This is a genomic window from Streptomyces sp. NBC_00178 (assembly GCF_036206005.1).
Classification (GTDB): domain Bacteria; phylum Actinomycetota; class Actinomycetes; order Streptomycetales; family Streptomycetaceae; genus Streptomyces.
This window is the reverse complement of the sequence record NZ_CP108143.1, coordinates 636,875-654,660: the sequence shown is the minus strand read 5'-3', so window position 1 is coordinate 654,660 and position 17,786 is coordinate 636,875. Positions and strand designations below refer to the sequence as shown.

The window sequence follows — 17,786 nt, the reverse complement described above, 5'->3', positions numbered from 1 at the left end:
GCCGAACCAAGGAGTGCCGTGGGCGTCAGCCTCAAGGACGTTGCGCAACGGGCGGGCGTGTCCATCAAGACCGTGTCGAACGTGGTGAACAACTATCAGCACGTCACGCCCGCCATGCGCGCCAAGGTGCAACAGGCGATCGACGAGCTCGGCTACCGGCCGAACCTCACCGCCCGTCACCTGCGCAAGGGCCGCACCGGCATCATCGCGCTCGCCGTCCCCGAATTCGGCAACCCGTACTTCGCGGAACTCGCGGGAGCGGTGATCGACGCGGCCGCCCGGCACGACTACACCGTCCTGGTCGACCACACCGCCGGCCTGCGGGAGAAGGAACTCCTGGTCAGCCAGGGGTTCCGGTCCCACGTGATCGACGGCCTCATCCTCAGCCCCATCCATCTGGAGACCGAGGACCTGATGGCGCGCACTGAGACGGCGCCGCTGGTCCTGCTGGGGGAACGCGAGTACGAAGCCCCGTACGACCACATCGCCATCGACAACGTGGCGGCCGCCCGCGCCGCCGTACGCCACCTCGTCAGCCGCGGCCACCGGCGCATCGCCTTCCTCGGATCGCGCACCGGCCGGGAACGCCAGCCGGCGCACCTGCGGCTGCGGGGCTGGCGCGAGGAACTCGTCGCCTCCGGGATCACCCCCGACGAATCCCTCGTCGTCGTCACCGACGGCTACGGCCGTGAGGACGGCGCCGCGGGCATGGCGGCCCTCCTGGACCGCGGGGACCGACCCGACGCCGTGTTCGCCTACAACGACCTCATCGCCATCGGCGCGATGCGGGCCGTCACCGAACGCGGACTGCGGATCCCCGAGGACGTCGCCGTCGTCGGCTTCGACGACATCGAGGAGAGCCGCTACACCACCACGACACTCACCACCATCGCGCCCGACAAGGAAGCCATCGCCCGCCTCGCCGTCGACAGCCTCGTCGAGCGGCTCGCGGGGAAGCCGTTCACCGAACCCCGGCGGCCGCGCCCCGGCTACCGCCTCGTCGTCCGCGAATCCACCACGTCCGGGTCCGACTCCGGCCACACCGAGGATCTCTGATGCCGCGCCCCACCGTGCACAGCACCCCGTTCGGCTCCGTCCACGGGACGCAGACCCGTCTGTGGACCCTCGACAGCGGTACGGGAGTCCGGGCCGAGGTGCTGACCTACGGAGCCTCCCTGCACCGCCTCACCGTGCCCGACACCGAGGGCACGCCCGCCTCCGTCGTACGGTCGCTCCCGGCCCTCGACGACTACGCGGCGAAACACCCCTACTTCGGCGCCGTCGTCGGCCGCTACGCCAACCGCATCGCCCACGGCCGCTTCACCCTCGACGGCGCCGAGCACCACGTCCCCGCCAACGACCGGGGCCACGCCCTGCACGGAGGACCCGACGGTTTCCACACCAAGGTGTGGGACGCGGAACCGGACCACGGCGACGGCACCGCGTCCGTCCGGCTGTCCCTGCACAGCCCGGACGGCGACATGGGCTTCCCGGGAGCCCTGGACAGCACGGTCACGTACACCATCGACACGGACGGGACCCTCGCCGTCGACTACGCGTCGGTCACCGACCGGGCCACCGTCGTCAACCTCACCAACCACGCCTACTTCGAGCTGACCGGCGGCGGTGACGTGCTCGGCCACCTCCTGGAGGTCGACGCCGACGCCTATCTCCCGGTGGACGACGACGGCATCCCGCTGGGGAGGCAGGATCCGGTCGGGGGCACCCCGTTCGACCTCACCGAACCGCGCGTGATCGGCGAACGCCTCGGCACCGACGACGGCCAGCTGCGTGCGGCCGGCGGGTTCGACCACTGCTGGGTGCTGAGGGACGCCGGCGCCGGTCTGCGGCGCGCCGCCCGGCTCACCGCCCCCGGCGCCGCCCGCGTCCTGGAGGTCTGGACGACCGAGCCCGGCATCCAGGTGTACACCGCCAACCAGCTCGACGGCTCCTACACCGACGGCGCCGGCCGCCGCCACGACCGGCACGGCTCGGTGTGCCTGGAGACCCAGCACCTGCCCGACTCACCCAACCGGCCCGAATGGCCCAGCACCGTCCTGCGGCCGGGCGGGACCGGCCGCAGCCGGACCGAGCTGCGCTTCCCGCACCTGAGCGGCTGAGGCGGGCCGGGCGGCCCATCAATACCGTCGTCTCGTCCCCCAGGGCCGCGCCGAACGCAGCGGACGACCGGACGTGACGGACGCGCGGTGTGCGCGTCCGTCACGCCGCGCGTCACTTCAGGTAGGGCCCCGCCGTGCCGATCTTCCCCGGGGCGGCGTTCCGGCCCCCGAGGTCGAGGACGTACACCCGCAGGTTTCCCTTGCCCGGCGCCGGGACGGACAGCGTGCCGCCCGTCACCGCCCTGGTGTCACCGGTGACGGCGTCCTTGTAGGTGCCGTTCGGGATGCCGGTGTAGGTGGCGCCGCCCGTGACCGTCACCAGCGCGAAGCTGTCGGTGCCGGTCGCCGCGTCGGTGTAGCGCCGCTTGTACGCCATCGAACCGGATATGCCCTCCGTGGAGTACTGGCCCATCTGCAGCGCGGGTACCGCCCGGCGGATCTGGTTGAGCCGCTGCACGTGCTTGACCAGGGGCTTCGCGAGGGTGTCGGCGACAGTGCCGGACGCCGATGAGACCGTGCCGAAGTCCGACGCCTTCACCGTGCCGGCGACGTGGTCCCCGAAGTAGGCCCGGCCGGTCGTCGCCAGCGGGCAGGTGGGGCCGCAGTCGATCTTCCGGCCGGCCTGGAACTCGACCTCGGAGCCGTAGTACAGCGTGGGGATGCCCCGGAAGGTCCACATGAGCGACATGTTCTCGGCCCAGGCGTCGGTACCGCCCGCGTACCGCTCGCTGCTCTTGTTGGGACCGTAGTCGTGGCTGTCCACGTACACGACGTTGTAGGTGGCGTCGTTGTAACTGTCGTCCGAGTCCTTGCCGTTGTTGTAGGCGTTGTTCGCGTCACCGAAGTTCATGTGCATGCGCATGTCGATGACGTTCATGCCGGAGAACCTGCTGTGGTCCGGCACGTGGTAACTGTTGCCGTTTAGGAACGCGTTGGTGGAGATCGGCTGGGAGCCCGTGCCCTGCTGCTGTTCGTAGTCGTACATCTCCAGGGCCGCCTTCCCGTCGTCCGCGCTGTATTCCCTGCGCTCCTTCCAGGTGTAGAACTGCGCGGAGTGGTTGACCGAGCCGCGGTTCCACTTGTCGTTGACGAAGGCCGCGACCTCGCCGAAGACGAAGAAGTTCTCCGCCGCCGCGGCGCCGAACCGCTGGGTGACCCGTTCCTGGATGGCGGGCAGGAAACGGCGGTTCCAGGTGGTGCGGGGGATGTGCACGGCGGTGTCGACGCGGAAGCCGTCCACACCCATGTCGATGTACTTGTCGTACGCGCCGATCAGGTAGTTCTGCACGGACGCGCTCTCGGTGTTGAAGTCGGCGAGGTCGTCGTGCAGCCAGCACGAACGGGAGTCCTCTCCCTCCCAGTTGCCGATCCAGCAGTTGTGGTAGACGGCCTTCGGGAACATCCCCGACGTGGGGCTGGGCCACTGGCAGTTGTAGATGCGGTAGCCCTCCGGTGAGGTGTACCCGGTGGGCTTGCCCCAGTCGAGGCAGGTGTTGCCGGACGGCTCGGCCGTGGACCAGAGGTCGCCGTTGTAGTAGGACTTGCCCGACTTGGTCTCGACGGTCAGCCCGTCGTACTCGAAGCCCTCGTTCCTCTCGTCGTAGTACCAGCTCCACTGGGCGTCACGCACGCCGTACGTCTTCGGGGTGAACAGGCCCTTGGCGCCCCAGCGCGAGGAGTGGTTGTAGACGACGTCCTGGTAGATCTTCATGCCCTTGGCGTGGGCCGCGTCGATGAGGTCCTGGTAGGAGGCCCCCGCGGATTCGAGCCGGGAGTCGACCTCGTAGAAGTCGTAGCCGTGGTAGCCGTGGTAGTCGTAGTCGGACCTGTTCAGGACCACGGGGGTGATCCAGACGGCCGACATGCCGAGGCCCTTGATGTAGTCGAGCTTGTCGACCAGTCCCTTGAAGTCGCCCCGGAACATCGGGTCGTCGTTGGCGGCGTTGCCCGACTTGGTGTGCTGGCTGCCGCCGCGGTTGTTCCCGGTGTCACCGTCGGCGAAGCGGGCGGTGAGCACGAAGTAGATCGGGTCCTTGCGCGGATCGGTGCCGAGCGGCCTGCCGGGCGCCGGGGCCGTCGGCTTCTCCCCGGTGGTGGCGGTGACGGCCGAGGAGGCGGCCGAGACGTTCCCCGCGGCGTCGACGGCCCTCACGGTGTAGCTGTACGCCGTCCTCGCCTCCAGGCCCGTGTCCGAGTACACCGTGGAGCCGACGTCCGTGACCAAAGTGCCCCTGGTGCCACCGGTGCGGGTGACCTGGTACTTCGTCACTCCGCGGTCGTCCGTGGAGGGGTCCCAGCCCAGGACCACGGACACCCCGTCGGCATCGGCGCGCACCCCGGCCGGCGCCGTCGGGGCCTGCATGTCGGGGGTCTCGGCCGCGCACGGGCTCGTCGTCCCGGCGGTGACCTTCCCGTCCTTCACCGTCGCGAGGCCGGTCGGGAGGGTGTAGTCGGCGCCGTTGTTGTTGTCCCAGACGCCGCTTCCGTTGTTGAAGGCCGCGGTCAGGGTGACGGCGGAGCCCAGGTCGACCGCCTTGCGTACCCAGCCGGTGCAGGCGGGCTCCATCCCCACACCCGGCACCGCGGTCCACGCGCCGCCGGCCGGCCGGTAGTGCAGGTTCGTGGTGGTCCAGCCGACCGTGGCGGTGGAGTAGTAGACCTCGGCGGTACCGGCCCCGGGGCTCGGGGTGGGATCGGGGCCGGTGTCCGCACAGGGGTCGCTGTGGGCCACCACCCCGTCCTTGACGGTGAGGGCCCCGGTCCCGAGGGCGTAGTTCCGGCCCGCGTTGTTGTCCCAGACACCGGCGCCGTCGTTGAAGGTCGCGGCTATGCCCGACGCGCCACCGAGGCTGACCGTCTTCTTGACCCAGTCCGTGCAGGCGGCCTCCATGGCGACTCCGGGCACCGTGGTCCAGGACCCGCCGTCGGGCGCGTAATGCAGCTTGTACGCAGACCAGTTCCTGGTCTTCGTGTAGTAGAAGACGGTGGTGGTGGACTCCGCGGAGGAGGAGGCGACGGGCACGGCCGCCTCGGCAACGGGCTTGTGGGGAACCGAGGCCAGGAGGCCCAGCATCACGGCGGCTGCCACGGCCGCCACCAGCGGGCGTCCGGGGATCCGCCGAGGAGTGCGTCTCATGCGTCTGTCTCCAGGGGAGGGCCGCGGGCAGGTGGACCGCGGCTGCCGGCCGCGACCGCCGTGCGGACGGCCGCGGGATCCCGCCGGAGAACCTGGACGCGCCTCCGGGTTCGGGCGAGCAGTGCGTCCCGACGGCAACTGCCGTCAGAATGTTGCTGCAATCTTTTGCAGCCAGGAAGTTACCGGCGCATGGCAGACCCGTAAAGGGGGTGCGTGGCACGGGGGTTGGGCGACGGGGAGCGCGAAGCGCCCCGTCATGGCCGCCGGGGCGGCGGTGATCGTCGGAATGGCCGGCCGGGCGGGGGCGTTCCGGTGTTCATGACCTATTTCGTCGACGTGACGGTGCGCGGCTACGAGCTCGACACCCAGGGCCACCTCAACCAGGCCGTCTACCTCCAGTACGCGGAGCACGCCCGCTGGGAACTGCTGCGAGCCGCGGGAGTGCCTCAGGAGAAGCTGCTCGCGAGCGGCGTGGGACCGGTACAGCTCGAGGTGACGGTCAAGTACCTCCGCGAACTGAGGGGCGGGGACCGGGTGCGTGTCAGCTGCGAGTTCACCTATGGTGCCGGCAAGACCTTCGGGGTGCGGCAGCAGATCGTCAAGGAGGACGGCACGGTCGCCGCGGAGATCAGCGGACTGGCCGGCATGCTCGACCTGTCCACCCGCCGGCTGATCGCGGACCCGGCCGGGCACCTCGCCTCACTGGCGGAGCGGCCCGAGCTCCTGGGGGTCAGGGACTCCTGACTGCTGCCGCGGGTCCGGGCCTGCGGGACACCGTCGTTCCGCACGGGACGGGAGGGCGCGGTGGCCGGCACATCGGCCGCTCTCCCGCCGGTCGTGGGAGGCGGGCCCGGGCCGCCGTCTTCCGCTCCGGCCGTCCGGCCTCGTTCAGCCACCTTCCCGGTCCCGGTCCCGGTCCGGCGCCGCTGTCATCCGGGCGAGCCGGGTCGCCCTGGCCTCGGGGGTCCTGGCCCGCAGGAGCTGGAGGATCAGGAGGTACCGGTCCGTCCGGCCCAGCCGCTCGAAGCGTCTCGCCGCCCGCGGGTTCGCGGCGAGCGCGGCCGCGAGGTCGGGCGGCACGGTGGCCTCCTTCTGCGACGGGTACGCCGCCGACCATCGCCCGTCGGCCTGTGCGGCGTGGACCTCGGCCAGCCCGGACTCGCGCATGCGGCCCGCCTCCGTCAGCTCCCCGACCTTGCGGACGTTCACGAGGGACCACTGGCTGCCCCTGCGGCGGGGCGAGATCCGCTGCAGGTAGTACGCCGCGTCGAGGGACCTGCGCTGCCCGTCGATCCACCCGAAGCAGAGCGCTGCCTCGATCACCTCGGTGGCGGTGACGGACGCGATGCCCGAACCCTTCTTCGCGATCCTGAGCCACAGCTCCGACCGCTCGCCGTGGTGCCGCTCCAGCCAGGACTCCAGGCAGGGGACCCGCTCGCAGAACAGGGGATCCGCGGCGTCGCCCGCGGGTCCCTCCGCGGCCGGCCCGCCGTCCGTGCTCTTCCTCGGTGAGGTCATGGCCACCACCGTAGGCACGTACTAGGTCAGGTGCAGTCCTGTAGGACACGCCCTGCCGAGGATGTACCCGTCCTCACGCGCATCCCGCGGCGGCGACGCGGCCGCCCACCTGCCGGCGACCACGAGGCAGGCCCGGACGGCTCCGCCGCACGCCCATGCCCGCCGCGCACCACGCCTGCCACGCGCCACCCCCCGTCATCGCGCCACGCCCGTCACGCGCCCATGCCCGCCACGCACCACGCCTGCCACGCGCCCATGCCCGCCGCGCGCCATGCCCGTCACGCGCCCATGCCCGCCACCCCGGTCAGGAGCGAGGCGGCGGCGGGGCCGTGCTCGCCCGGACGACCAGCCGCGTCGGGACCAGGGTGGTCCCGCGTTCGGTGGCCTCGTTGCGGATCTGCCGCAGGACCCCGTCCACGCAGAGCCGGCCGATCTCGGCGAAGTCCTGGTGCACGGTCGTCAGCGGCGGAAGGAACGACGCCGAGTCGGCGATGTCGTCGAACCCCACCACGCTCACGTCCTCGGGTACCCGCCTGCCCTGCTCCTGCAGGGCCCGGAGGACACCCAGAGCCATCTGGTCGTTGGCCGCGAAGACGGCGGTGCAGGAAGGGTCGGCAGCCAGGGCGAGCCCCGCCTCGTAACCGGAGGCCGCCGACCAGTCGCCGTCCACCGGATCCGGGACCGGCCGGCCGGCCTCCTCCAGGGTCTGCCGCCAGGCGAGGGCGCGGCGCTGGGCGGCGAACGACTCGGGCGGCCCGGCCACGTGCGCCACGGTGCGGTGACCGAGGTCCAGGAGGTGCCGCACAGCGGCCCTCGCGCCCCCGGACTGGTCGGTGTCCACGACGCTGTAGCGGTCTCCCGCGTCGGAGTCGGCGACCACCACGTGGGTGTGCGGCGGCAGTGAGATGGCGGCGTCCAGGAGTCGCACCTCCATGATGACGATGATGCCGTCGACGACCTGCTCGCCGAGCACGGTGACGGCGCCCCTGACCCCCTGGCTCGTGGGCGTCGCGACGGGCAGCAGGGTGATGGCGTAGCCCTCGTCGGCGGCCGAGGCCGAAATGGCTTCCAGTGTGCGGACGTTGCCCGTGGTCGCCAGGGTGAACAGGATGACTCCCAGGGTGCGGAACTTCCCGCTCTTGAGGGCCCGGGCGGCGCTGTTGGGGCGGTAGTTCAGCTCCTTCATGGCACTCACGACGCGTTCGCGGGTCTCCTCCGACACCACGGAGTGGCCGTTGGACACACGGGAGACGGTCTGCGAGGAGACTCCGGCGAGCCGTGCGACGTCCGCCATGGACGCCTCCTTGCGAGGCGGTCGTTCCGCTGCCCGGTCCTGTCCCTGCACTGCGCCCGCCTCCGTCGTGTTCCTCCGTGAGCCTTTCGCCGTCGGGAGGTGCCGTCCGGCCGCCGGCCGTGTTCCACCGCATGCCGTGCCGAGGAGCTGCCGATCGGTACGCGTGCTGCCGCCGCCGCGCGTCCGGCTCGTTCCGCGTGTTGGGCCGAGAGGTCCGGCCACCGGCATTTTTACCACCTCGCGGCCGATGCCGCCGACCCGCGTCACCTCGTCAGGCAGGCGCTACGCCACCCGGCGGAACGCGGGCGGCGACCGTTTCCGGAACGTCACGCTCCTCCAGGGGAGTTCACGCCTTGACCTCGGGTCGGAGGGCGTGTAGACATCACCTCACCGAAACATGTTTACGTAAACATCGCGGTGTGGTGTTTGCGTGAACATCGATCTCATCAAGCACAGCGCCTCCATGATGTCCGGTGTCTCCATCCGGCCGGGGCCATGCAACGACGCCGGACCAGTAGGAGTACCCATGACGGCCGTCACGCCGCTCACGACCGGACGCCGCCCACCGGCCCGAGCATTCCGCGGCCGGCGCGGACGGACCGGCTGGATGTTCGTCGGCCCGTTCATGGCCGTCTTCGCCCTGGTGTTCCTCGCCCCCATCGCCTACTCGCTGTATCTCAGCTTCTTCCGGGACCAGTTGATCGGCGGGACGTCGTTCGTCGGCCTGGACAACTTCCGGCAGGTCTTCGGGGACGACCGGTTCTGGGCCGCCGTGGGACGCGTCGGCCTGTTCCTCGCCGTACAGGTTCCCGTCATGCTCGGCCTCGCGCTGTTGGTCGCCCTCGCTCTGGACAGCGGCAGGCTCTACGGCAAGAGCTTCTTCCGGATGGCCGTCTTCCTGCCCTACGCCGTGCCCGCCGTCGTCGCCTCGCTGATGTGGGGCTTCATCTACGGCACCCGGTTCGGGCTGGTGGCGAACATCAACGACGCGCTCGGTGTCACGCTGCCCGATCCGCTCTCGCCGTCCCTCGTGCTGGCGAGCATCGGCAACATCGTGACCTGGGAGTTCATCGGCTACAACATGCTGATCTTCTACTCGGCCCTGCGCGTCGTCCCCAAGTCCCTCTACGAGGCGGCCGAGATGGACGGAGCCGGCCCCTGGCGGATCGTCACCTCGGTCAAGATCCCCGCGATCCGCGGCGCGCTCGTGATCGCGACGGTCTTCTCGGTGATCGGCAGCTTCCAGCTCTTCAACGAGCCGAGCATCCTGCAGAAGCTGGCGCCCAACGCGATCACGACCTACTTCACGCCCAACCTCTACACCTTCACGCTGTCCTTCTCCGGACGGCAGCAGAACTACGCCGCGACGGTCTCGCTCGTCATGGGCGTCGTCACGATGATCATCGCGTACGCGGTCCAGCTGCGCGGCATGCGAAAGGAGGCGTGAGCGATGAGCGCACCGTCCTACACCGCCCCGCGGACACCCCGGCGGACCACCCACCGCGCCCCGGCACCCCGGCGTGCCGCGCGCAGGCGCCACCCGGCCGACCGGCCCCGCCGCAGCGTCCTGCTCACCGCGCTCATGGGCCTCACCGCCCTCTACGCGCTCATGCCGCTGGCCTGGCTGGTCATCAACGCGACCAAGACGCAGAGGAGCCTCCTGGACTCCTTCGGCCTCTGGTTCAGCGGGGACTTCGTGCTCTGGGACAACATCACCCGGACACTCACCTACGACGACGGCATCTTCGTCCGCTGGTTCCTCAACACCCTGCTGTACGTGGTGGTGGGCGCCGGGGGAGCCACCTTCCTCGCGGTGCTCGGAGGCTACGGCCTCGCCAAGTTCGACTTCACCGGCAAGCGTGCCGTCTTCGCCACGGTCATCGGCGCGGTGGCCGTGCCGGCGACCGCGCTGGCCGTCCCGACCTTCCTCATGTTCAGCGAGCTGGGCCTCACCGACACCCCGTGGGCCGTGATCATCCCGTCGCTGATCTCCCCGTTCGGGCTCTACCTGATGTGGGTCTTCGCGGCGGAGGCGGTCCCCACCGAGCTCCTCGAAGCGGCCAGGATGGACGGGGCCGGGGAACTGCGCACCTTCTTCCGCGTCGCGCTCCCGCTGCTGGGCCCGGGCATCGTGACGGTCCTCCTCTTCACCATGGTCCAGACGTGGAACAACTACTTCCTGCCGCTGGTCATGATCAAGAACCCGGACTGGTACCCGCTCACGCTGGGCCTCGACGCCTGGAACGCGCAGGCGTCGACCGCCGGCGGCACCCCGGTCTTCGACCTGGTCATCACGGGGTCCCTGATGACCATCGTGCCGCTGATCATCGCCTTCCTGTTCCTGCAGCGCTACTGGCAGTCCGGACTGGCGGCCGGCAGCGTCAAGGGCTGAGCCGCCCTCCGCACCGGACGGCCGTCCGGTCCCAGCGCCCCGGGGCCGGCTCCCCCCGGCCCCGGGGCGCGCGCGGCGCACCGCCCTCCCCCCAACTCCCGCACCACGGTGTGCGGGTCGCTCGACGGTTCGTGATCCACCCTCACCACAACGGAGTGAAGCGATATGAGAACCATGACCAGACGCGCCATGCGCGGTGTCGGCCTGCTGTGTGCGGCGGCGCTGAGCCTCACGGCGTGCGGGTCCTCCGACGACGCCGGTTCGGACACGACCGTCACGGGTGGTGATCTCAGGGCGGCCCTCAAGAAGGGCGGCTCGATCACGGTGTGGGCCTGGGAACCGACACTGAAGCAGGTCGTCGCCGACTTCGAGAAGAAGTACCCCAAGGTCAAGGTGAAGCTGGTCAACGCCGGCACGGGCAACGACCAGTACACCGCCCTTCAGAACGCGGTCCAGGCGGGCAAGGGCGTACCCGACGTCGCGCAGGTCGAGTACTTCGCCCTCGGACAGTTCGCCCTCGGCAAGTCCCTGGAGGACCTCAGCCGCTACGGCGCGGACGCCTACGAGAACGACTACTCGCCCGGACCGTGGAGCTCGGTCGCGGTCGGGAAGTCCGTGTACGCCCTGCCCATGGACTCCGGCCCGATGGCGCTCTTCTACAACAAGAAGGTGCTCGACAAGCACGGCATAAAGACGCCCGTCACCTGGGACGAGTACCTCGACGCGGCACGCAAGCTGCACGCCGCCGACCCGAAGGCCTACATCACCAACGACACCGGTGACGCCGGCTTCACCACCAGCATGATCTGGCAGGCCGGCGGAACCCCGTTCAAGACCCGCGACACCAACGTGACCGTCGACCTCACCGCCGACAAGGGCGTCGCCGCCTTCACCAAGGTGTGGCAGAAGCTCATCGACGAGAAGCTCCTCGCCCCGATCAGCTCCTGGAGCGACGAGTGGTACAAGGGCCTGGCGGACGGCACCATCGCCACCCTGGCCACCGGTGCGTGGATGCCCGCCAACTTCGCCTCGGGCGTCGAGTCGGCCGCCGGTGACTGGCGCGCCGCGGCACTCCCGCAGTGGGTGAAGGGGGCCCAGTCCAGCTCGGAGAACGGCGGCAGCTCACTCGCCGTCATGAAGGCGGGCAAGAACAAGGACCTGGCGTACGCCTTCGACCAGTACGCCAACCACGCGGACGGCGTCCAGGCACGCATCGAGGCCGGCGCCTTCCCCGCGACCACCGCCGACCTGGCCTCCCCGTCGTTCCTGGACACCCCCTTCCCGTACTTCGGCGGCCAGAAGGCGAACGAGATCTTCGCCCGCTCCGCCAACGAGGTGCCCGAGGGCTGGTCCTACCTCCCGTACCAGGTCTACGCGAACTCCATCTTCAACGACTCCGTCGGCAAGGCGTACGTCTCCGGCACCACGCTGGCCGACGGCCTGAAGCAGTGGCAGAAGTCCGCCGTCGACTACGGCACGGAGCAGGGCTTCAGCGTCAACAAGTGACGCCCTCCGCCTGACACCGGTACAGGGGCGGCCGCCCTGCCCATGGGCGGCCGCCCCGCGCCGTACTCGCACCTCAGCATCGAGAAGGATCATCATGACCCCCACCTCCGGGCGCCGTTGGCTGCGCCCGACCGCCGACGGCAGCCCCGCGCGATTCGCCTACGGGGCCGACTACAACCCGGAGCAGTGGCCGCGTGAGGTGTGGAAGGAGGACGTCCGGCTCATGCGTGAGGCCGGGGTGACCGTCGTCTCCGTCGCCATCTTCTCCTGGGCCCGCCTGCAGCCGGCCGAGGACCGCTGGGACTTCGACTGGCTGGACGAGGTGCTCGACCTGCTCCACGCGGGCGGGATCGCCGTCGACCTCGCCACGGCCACCGCCTCGCCGCCGCCCTGGCTGACCACGCTGCACCCGGAGATCCTGCCGGTGACCCGGACCGGTGAGACCCTCTCCCAGGGCGCGCGCCAGCACTGGCGGCCGACGTCGCCCGTGTTCCGCGCCTACGCGCTGCGGCTGGTGGAGGCCATGGCCACCCGTTACGCGGACCATCCGGCCCTGGTCGCCTGGCACATCTCCAACGAGCTCGGCTGCCACAACATCTACGACTACTCCGACGACGCCGCCCGCGCCTTCCGCGACTGGCTGCGCGACCGCTACGGCACGCTCGACGGGCTCAACCACGCCTGGGCGACCTCCTTCTGGTCGCAGCAGTACGGCGACTGGGACCAGATCCAGCCGCCGCGGCTCGCCGCGAGCCACGCCAATCCCACCCAGCAGCTCGACTTCAAGCGCTTCTCCTCGGACGCGCTGAAGGACTACCTCCGCGCCGAGCGGGACGTCCTGCGCCGGATCACCCCCGGCGTCCCGGTCACCACCAACTTCATGGTGATGGGCGGGACCAAGGGCATGAACTACCCCGACTGGGCCGGCGAGATCGACTTCGTCTCCAACGACCACTACGCCCACCCGGGGCCGCAGCGCCTGGACGAACTCTCCTTCTCGGCCGCCCTGACCCACTCCATCGCCGGCGGTACGCCCTGGTTCCTGATGGAGCACTCGACCAGCGCGGTCAACTGGCAGCACGTGAACCTCGCCAAGAAGAAGGGCGAACTCGCCCGGGACTCGCTGGTCCACGTCGCGCACGGAGCCGACGCGGTCTGCTTCTTCCAGTGGCGCCAGTCCGCCGCCGGCGCCGAGAAGTACCACTCGGCGATGGTGCCCCACGCCGGCCCGGACAGCGAGGTGTTCCGCTCGGTGGCGGCGCTCGGCCGGACGCTGGACACGCTCGCCCCCGTCGTCGGCTCCGTACGGGAACCGGCCCGCGTCGCCCTGGTCTTCGACTGGGAGTCCTGGTGGGCCGTCGAGCGCGACTCGCAGCCGTCCTCCCTGGTGGACTACCGGCAGGAGGCGCTCGACTGGTACTCGGCGTTCCTCTCGCTGGGCGTGCGGGCCGACGTCGTCACCACCGCCTCCGACCTGACCGGCTACGACTTCGTCGCCGCCCCCGTCCTGCACGTCGTCCCGGCGGAGCTCGCGGGGCGTCTGGACGCCTTCGTGCGCGGCGGCGGCCATCTCGCGGCCACCTACTACTCCGGTGTCGTCGACGAGAACGACCACGTCCACCTCGGCGGATACCCGGGCGCGCTCCGCGACCTCCTCGGCATCCGGATCGAGGAGTTCGGCCCGCTGCCGGACGGGGAGGACGTGCTGCTCGACAACGGCCTCACCGGCACCCTGTGGACCGACCGCATCGACGTCACCGACCCCGAGGTCACCGTGCTCGCGCACTACGCGTCGGGCGACCAGGCAGGACGCCCCGCCCTCACACGCCGCGCCCCCGCGGCCGGCGGATCCGCCGCCTACGTCTCCACCCGGCTGGGCGTCGACGGGCTGGCCGAGGTGCTGCGGCCGATGCTGTCCGAAGCCGGGGTGGCGAGCGAACTGCCCGCCGGTGCCCGCGGAGCGGTGGAGCTCACCGTACGGACCGACGGCACCGACGCGTTCTGGTTCCTCGTCAACCGCACGGACGCGCCCGTCGGATTCGACGACGTGGCCGGAGAGGTACTGGCCGGCGCGGGGCGGGACGACGACGGAGGTCTCGTCCTCGCCCCGCGGGGAGTCGCGGTGCTCCGGACGCCGGCCGGCACGTCGCCCTTCGCCGGCCCGTCCTGAGCGCCGGCCGCACTCTTGACGCAGGCACGGCACTCCTGACGCCGGCGGGCCGCCCGCCGGCGCGGATGAGGGCCCCGGGGACGGAATCGTCCCCGGGGCCCGGCCTGTGTCCGTCAGGCGGACGCCGTGAAGGCGTGCGTGCCCGAGCCGACGGAGAAGACCGCGCATCCGTCGTCCAGCCGCAGGAAGGCCGCGGGCCCGCCGCCCGCGCTGCGCCGGTCACCGCCCGGCACCCAGACCTCCGCGGTCGTGTTGGGCGGCAGCACCACCCTGAGGGCGAACCCCTTCGTGTCCTTCTTCCAGCGGGTCGTCACCGGCCCGTACCGCGAGTCGAACCGGCCCTCGGCCTGCTTCACCCCGCCGCCCGGACGCGGGCGCACGAGGATCTCGCGGAAGCCGGGGGCGCCGGGTGCGATGCCCGCGATGTTCGCGTACATCCACTCCCCGACCGAGCCGTAGGCGTAGTGGTTGAAGGAGTTCATCCCCGCGTCCTGGAGGCTTCCGTCCGGCCGGATGGAGTCCCAGCGCTCCCACATCGTGGTGGCGCCCCGGTCGATCTGGTAGCCCCAGCTCGGGAAGGTCCGCTGCAGCAGCAGCTTGTAGGCGACGTCCGTGTGGCCGGTGTCCGTGAGCACCGGCAGCAGCCTCGGGGTGCCGAGGAAGCCGGTCGACAGGTGCCAGTCCTTCGCCTCGATGAGGGCGACCAGGCGGTCGGCCGCCGGGGCGCGGTCGCCCGCCGCCAGCAGGTCCATGGACAGGGCCAGGACGTACGCCGTCTGCGTGTCGCCCTTCACCCGTCCGCCCGCGGTGACGTACGCGGTCCGGAACGCGTCCCGCACCCGCCCGAACAGCGTCCTGTACGGCGCCGGGTCCTTGCCGAGCACCTCGGCCATCCGGGAGACCAGGTCGGCGCTGTGGGCGAAGTAGGCCGTGGCGATGACGTCCTTGGGCGTCTCGTCCTCGATGTTGAGCCAGTCCCCGAATCCGTCGGCCGGCCGGAGCAGGCCCGTGCTGTGCGCCTCCAGGTACTCCAGCCACCTGACCATCGAGGTCCAGGACTGCTCCAGCACGCGCACGTCGCCGTAGGCCTGGTAGAGCGCCCAGGGAACCGTCACGCCGGCGTCGCCCCAGCCCGCGGCCCCGTTGCCGACGTTCGGCAGGTCGGGGGCGACGTGCGTGAACGCGCCGTCGGAGGTCTGGGCGTCCCGCAGGTCGTGGAGCCACTTGGTGAGGAAGCGCGCGGACTCCATCGTGTACGCGGCGGTGGGCGCGAAGACGTTGATGTCGCCGGTCCACCCGAGGCGCTCGTCGCGCGCCGGGGTGTCCGTCGGGATGGAGAGGAAGTTGCCGCGCTGGCCCCAGGTGATGTTGCTGTGCAGCTGGTTCAGCATGGGCACGTCGGTCGTGAAGTCCATGGTGAACGGTGCCGAGGTGTGGATGACGCGGCCCACGATCGCGTCCCGCCCCGGTGTGCCCGGATAGCCCGTCACCTCGACGTAACGGAAGCCGTGGAAGGTGAAGCGGGGCTCGTAGGTCTCGCGGCCGCGTCCCTTCAGCGTGTACGTGTCGGTGGCTCGCGCCGTGCGCAGGTTCGTCGTGTAGATGGTGCCGTCCGGGTTCAGCACCTCGGCGTGCCGCAGGCGCACGGTCGTGCCGGCCGGTCCCGACACGGAGAGGCGGGCGGTGCCCACCATGTTCTGGCCGAGGTCGAACACGAACACCCCGGGCTTCGGCTCGGTGATCTCCCGGACCGTCAGCTCGCGCTCCACCCTGCAGGCGCCGTCCACCTCGGCGACGAGCGCGGCGGTGACCCCGTCGATCCGCTTGACGGTGAGCCAGCGCGAGGCGTCGAAGCCGGCACGGGTCCAGCCGTCGGTCTCCAGCCGGGCGTCGTACTCCTCGCCCGCCATGAGGTCCGCCGCCGTGACGGGACCGGCGGCGGCCCGCCAGTCGGAGTCCGTGACCACGCGCTCGGTCGTCCCGTCGGTGAAGGTCACCTCCAACTGGGCCAGGGCCGCGGGCTGTTCGCCGTACTGGTGCGGTCCGAACCATGCGATGTTCCCGGCGTACCAGCCGGCCGCGAGCGTGATCCCCAGTGCGTTGCCGCCCGGTTCGAGCAGGCCCGTGACGTCGTAGGTCTGGTACTGCACCCGCTTGTCGTAGTCCGTCCAGCCCGGAGCCAGCCGGTCCTCTCCCACGGTCCTGCCGTTGAGGGACACCTCGTAGAGGCCGAGGGCCGTGGAGTACAGCCGTGCCCGCGCGACCTTCCTGCGGCCCATCCGGAACTCGCGGCGCAGCTGGGTGGCGGGGGAGTACGCGACCGACACCTTGCCCCAGGGGCCCGAACCCCAGCGGGCGAGGACCTTGGCCGCGGGCCAGGCCGCATCGTCGTAGGCGCCGGTGTGCCAGTCGCCCGAGGGCTCCTTGTCGGTGGCCCGCCAGTCGGCGCCGGTGACGGCCGTGACGACACCGTCCGCCGTGGTCAGCTCCAGGGCGCCGAACATCCCGGCGGGTCCGGCGGTGGCGTTCGTGGCGGAGACCGCGATCACCTGGACGCCGGGGGAGAGGTGCTTCGTCACGTCGACGAGGACCGGGCGCTTCCAGTTCTCGGCGGGTCCGTCGGCCTCGGTGTGCGCGACCTGCACGCCGTTCACCCGCGCGGTGAACCCGTCGTCCGCGCTCATGACCAGACGGGCACGGGTGACGCCCTCTGGCACCTCGACGCGGCCGCGGAACCACCGGGTGGCGGCCGGGGCCTCGACCGCGGGGTCGCCCTCGGGGAACCAGATCCACGAGGCGTCGGCCAGGGCGGGGGTGCCCGCGAGCGCGGCCGGCGCGCCGATCCACCCCGCCGACCAGTCCGACTCCTCCAGGAGTCCGGTCTCCCACCAGGACGGCTCGCTCCAGGCGGAGGCCCGGCCGTCGGTGTCCCAGATCCGGACGGACCAGTGGTAGCGGGTGCGGGAGGTGAGCGCCGGGCCCGCGTACGGCACCAGAACCGACGCGGCGGACACGACCTTGCCGCTGTCCCAGACGTCCGGCTTGCCGAGACGGTCGGGCGAGGTCGCGACGCGCACCTGGTAGGCGGTCTGGCTCCGGTCCGTGCCGTCCGAGGTGACAGGCCAGCTGAGCCGCGGACTCCGGGTGCCGATGCCGAGCGGCTGGTGGACGTACTCGACGTTCGGACGCGTGACGCGAGCCCGTCCGGCGGCCCGGGCCGTGCTTTCCGACGCACCCGCGGCGGGGGCCGACACCGCGGCGAGCGCGGTCGCGGCGGCGGTGGTGCTGAGCAGTCGTCTTCTGCTGATCACGAGGGGGCTCTCCGTAACGACGCGACAATGAATCGTTTCAGGCATGTGAAGCTAGAGTCCTGGTTCAACGCTGTCAAGAGATCTGTCGCGATGAGGGTCTTTCCCAGCCCTTGTTGGCAAGGTTGCTGTGTGCGGCATTGACGGCCTCGCCGGGGCCGGTCTATCTTCGGTCGCGGCATCGGTTGAAACCTTTCACGAACGGGGCCGAATGGTCTCACCCCGTACCGATCGTTGCGCTGTCCGGCTGACGTGGCTCAAGGCCCGCCCGGGATGTGGACGAAAGGTCAGGTGTTCGCACGTCGCGGGCCCGACGCGGCCCGCGATCCGCCTCCACCTCAA

Annotated in this window: 11 protein-coding genes; 7 read left to right on the top strand and 4 right to left on the bottom strand. The window is 70.9% G+C overall.

From position 1 onward, the window contains the following. Positions 1-18: 18 nt before the first annotated feature. Together OHT61_RS02690 and OHT61_RS02685 are read left to right on the top strand one after the other, a co-directional pair. Entirely contained in the window at positions 19-1,056 is a 1,038-nt protein-coding gene (locus OHT61_RS02690) for a LacI family DNA-binding transcriptional regulator (protein ID WP_329034700.1), read from the top strand. After that, the gene (locus OHT61_RS02685; protein ID WP_329034699.1) at positions 1,056-2,120 is read left to right on the top strand and encodes an aldose epimerase family protein; all 1,065 of its coding nucleotides are present in this window, start codon (positions 1,056-1,058) and stop codon (positions 2,118-2,120) included. Before OHT61_RS02690 ends, OHT61_RS02685 begins: the two co-directional genes overlap by 1 nt. Before the next feature lie 112 nt (positions 2,121-2,232). Here OHT61_RS02685 and OHT61_RS02680 read toward each other — a convergent pair whose 3' ends face one another. Beyond that, entirely contained in the window at positions 2,233-5,256 is a 3,024-nt protein-coding gene (locus OHT61_RS02680; protein ID WP_329034697.1) for a carbohydrate binding domain-containing protein, read from the bottom strand. Between the two features lie 318 nt (positions 5,257-5,574). On the opposite strand from OHT61_RS02680, the gene OHT61_RS02675 reads away from it, so the two are divergent. After that, positions 5,575-6,000, top strand: a complete 426-nt coding sequence (locus tag OHT61_RS02675; RefSeq protein ID WP_329034696.1) for an acyl-CoA thioesterase — start codon at positions 5,575-5,577, stop codon at positions 5,998-6,000. A 144-nt stretch (positions 6,001-6,144) separates the two neighbouring features. On the opposite strand, the gene OHT61_RS02670 is transcribed toward OHT61_RS02675, so the two are convergent. Both OHT61_RS02670 and OHT61_RS02665 read right to left on the bottom strand, forming a co-directional pair. Next, a complete protein-coding gene (locus tag OHT61_RS02670; protein WP_329034694.1) occupies positions 6,145-6,774 on the bottom strand; it encodes a YdeI/OmpD-associated family protein in 630 nt (209 codons plus the stop codon). 304 nt (positions 6,775-7,078) lie between these two features. Then, on the bottom strand, positions 7,079-8,068 hold the full coding sequence (locus tag OHT61_RS02665) for a LacI family DNA-binding transcriptional regulator (RefSeq protein ID WP_329034693.1): 990 nt from the start codon (positions 8,066-8,068) through the stop codon (positions 7,079-7,081). Between the two features lie 526 nt (positions 8,069-8,594). Between OHT61_RS02665 and OHT61_RS02660 the strand changes: the two genes are divergently transcribed. From OHT61_RS02660 to OHT61_RS02645, 4 genes are all read left to right on the top strand, one after another. Then, the gene (locus OHT61_RS02660; RefSeq protein WP_329034691.1) at positions 8,595-9,515 is read left to right on the top strand and encodes a carbohydrate ABC transporter permease; all 921 of its coding nucleotides are present in this window, start codon (positions 8,595-8,597) and stop codon (positions 9,513-9,515) included. A 3-nt stretch (positions 9,516-9,518) separates the two neighbouring features. After that, positions 9,519-10,460 carry a carbohydrate ABC transporter permease gene (locus tag OHT61_RS02655; RefSeq protein WP_329034689.1) on the top strand — a complete coding sequence of 314 codons (942 nt, stop codon included), beginning with the start codon at positions 9,519-9,521 and terminating at the stop codon, positions 10,458-10,460. A 165-nt stretch (positions 10,461-10,625) separates the two neighbouring features. Then, on the top strand, positions 10,626-11,966 hold the full coding sequence (locus tag OHT61_RS02650; RefSeq protein ID WP_329034688.1) for an ABC transporter substrate-binding protein: 1,341 nt from the start codon (positions 10,626-10,628) through the stop codon (positions 11,964-11,966). A 94-nt stretch (positions 11,967-12,060) separates the two neighbouring features. Beyond that, the gene (locus tag OHT61_RS02645) at positions 12,061-14,136 is read left to right on the top strand and encodes a beta-galactosidase (RefSeq protein ID WP_329034686.1); all 2,076 of its coding nucleotides are present in this window, start codon (positions 12,061-12,063) and stop codon (positions 14,134-14,136) included. A 113-nt stretch (positions 14,137-14,249) separates the two neighbouring features. On the opposite strand, the gene OHT61_RS02640 is transcribed toward OHT61_RS02645, so the two are convergent. Then, positions 14,250-17,447 (bottom strand): alpha-L-rhamnosidase, encoded by a 3,198-nt coding sequence (locus OHT61_RS02640; protein WP_329034684.1) that lies wholly within the window; start codon positions 17,445-17,447, stop codon positions 14,250-14,252. Positions 17,448-17,786 lie beyond the last annotated feature (339 nt).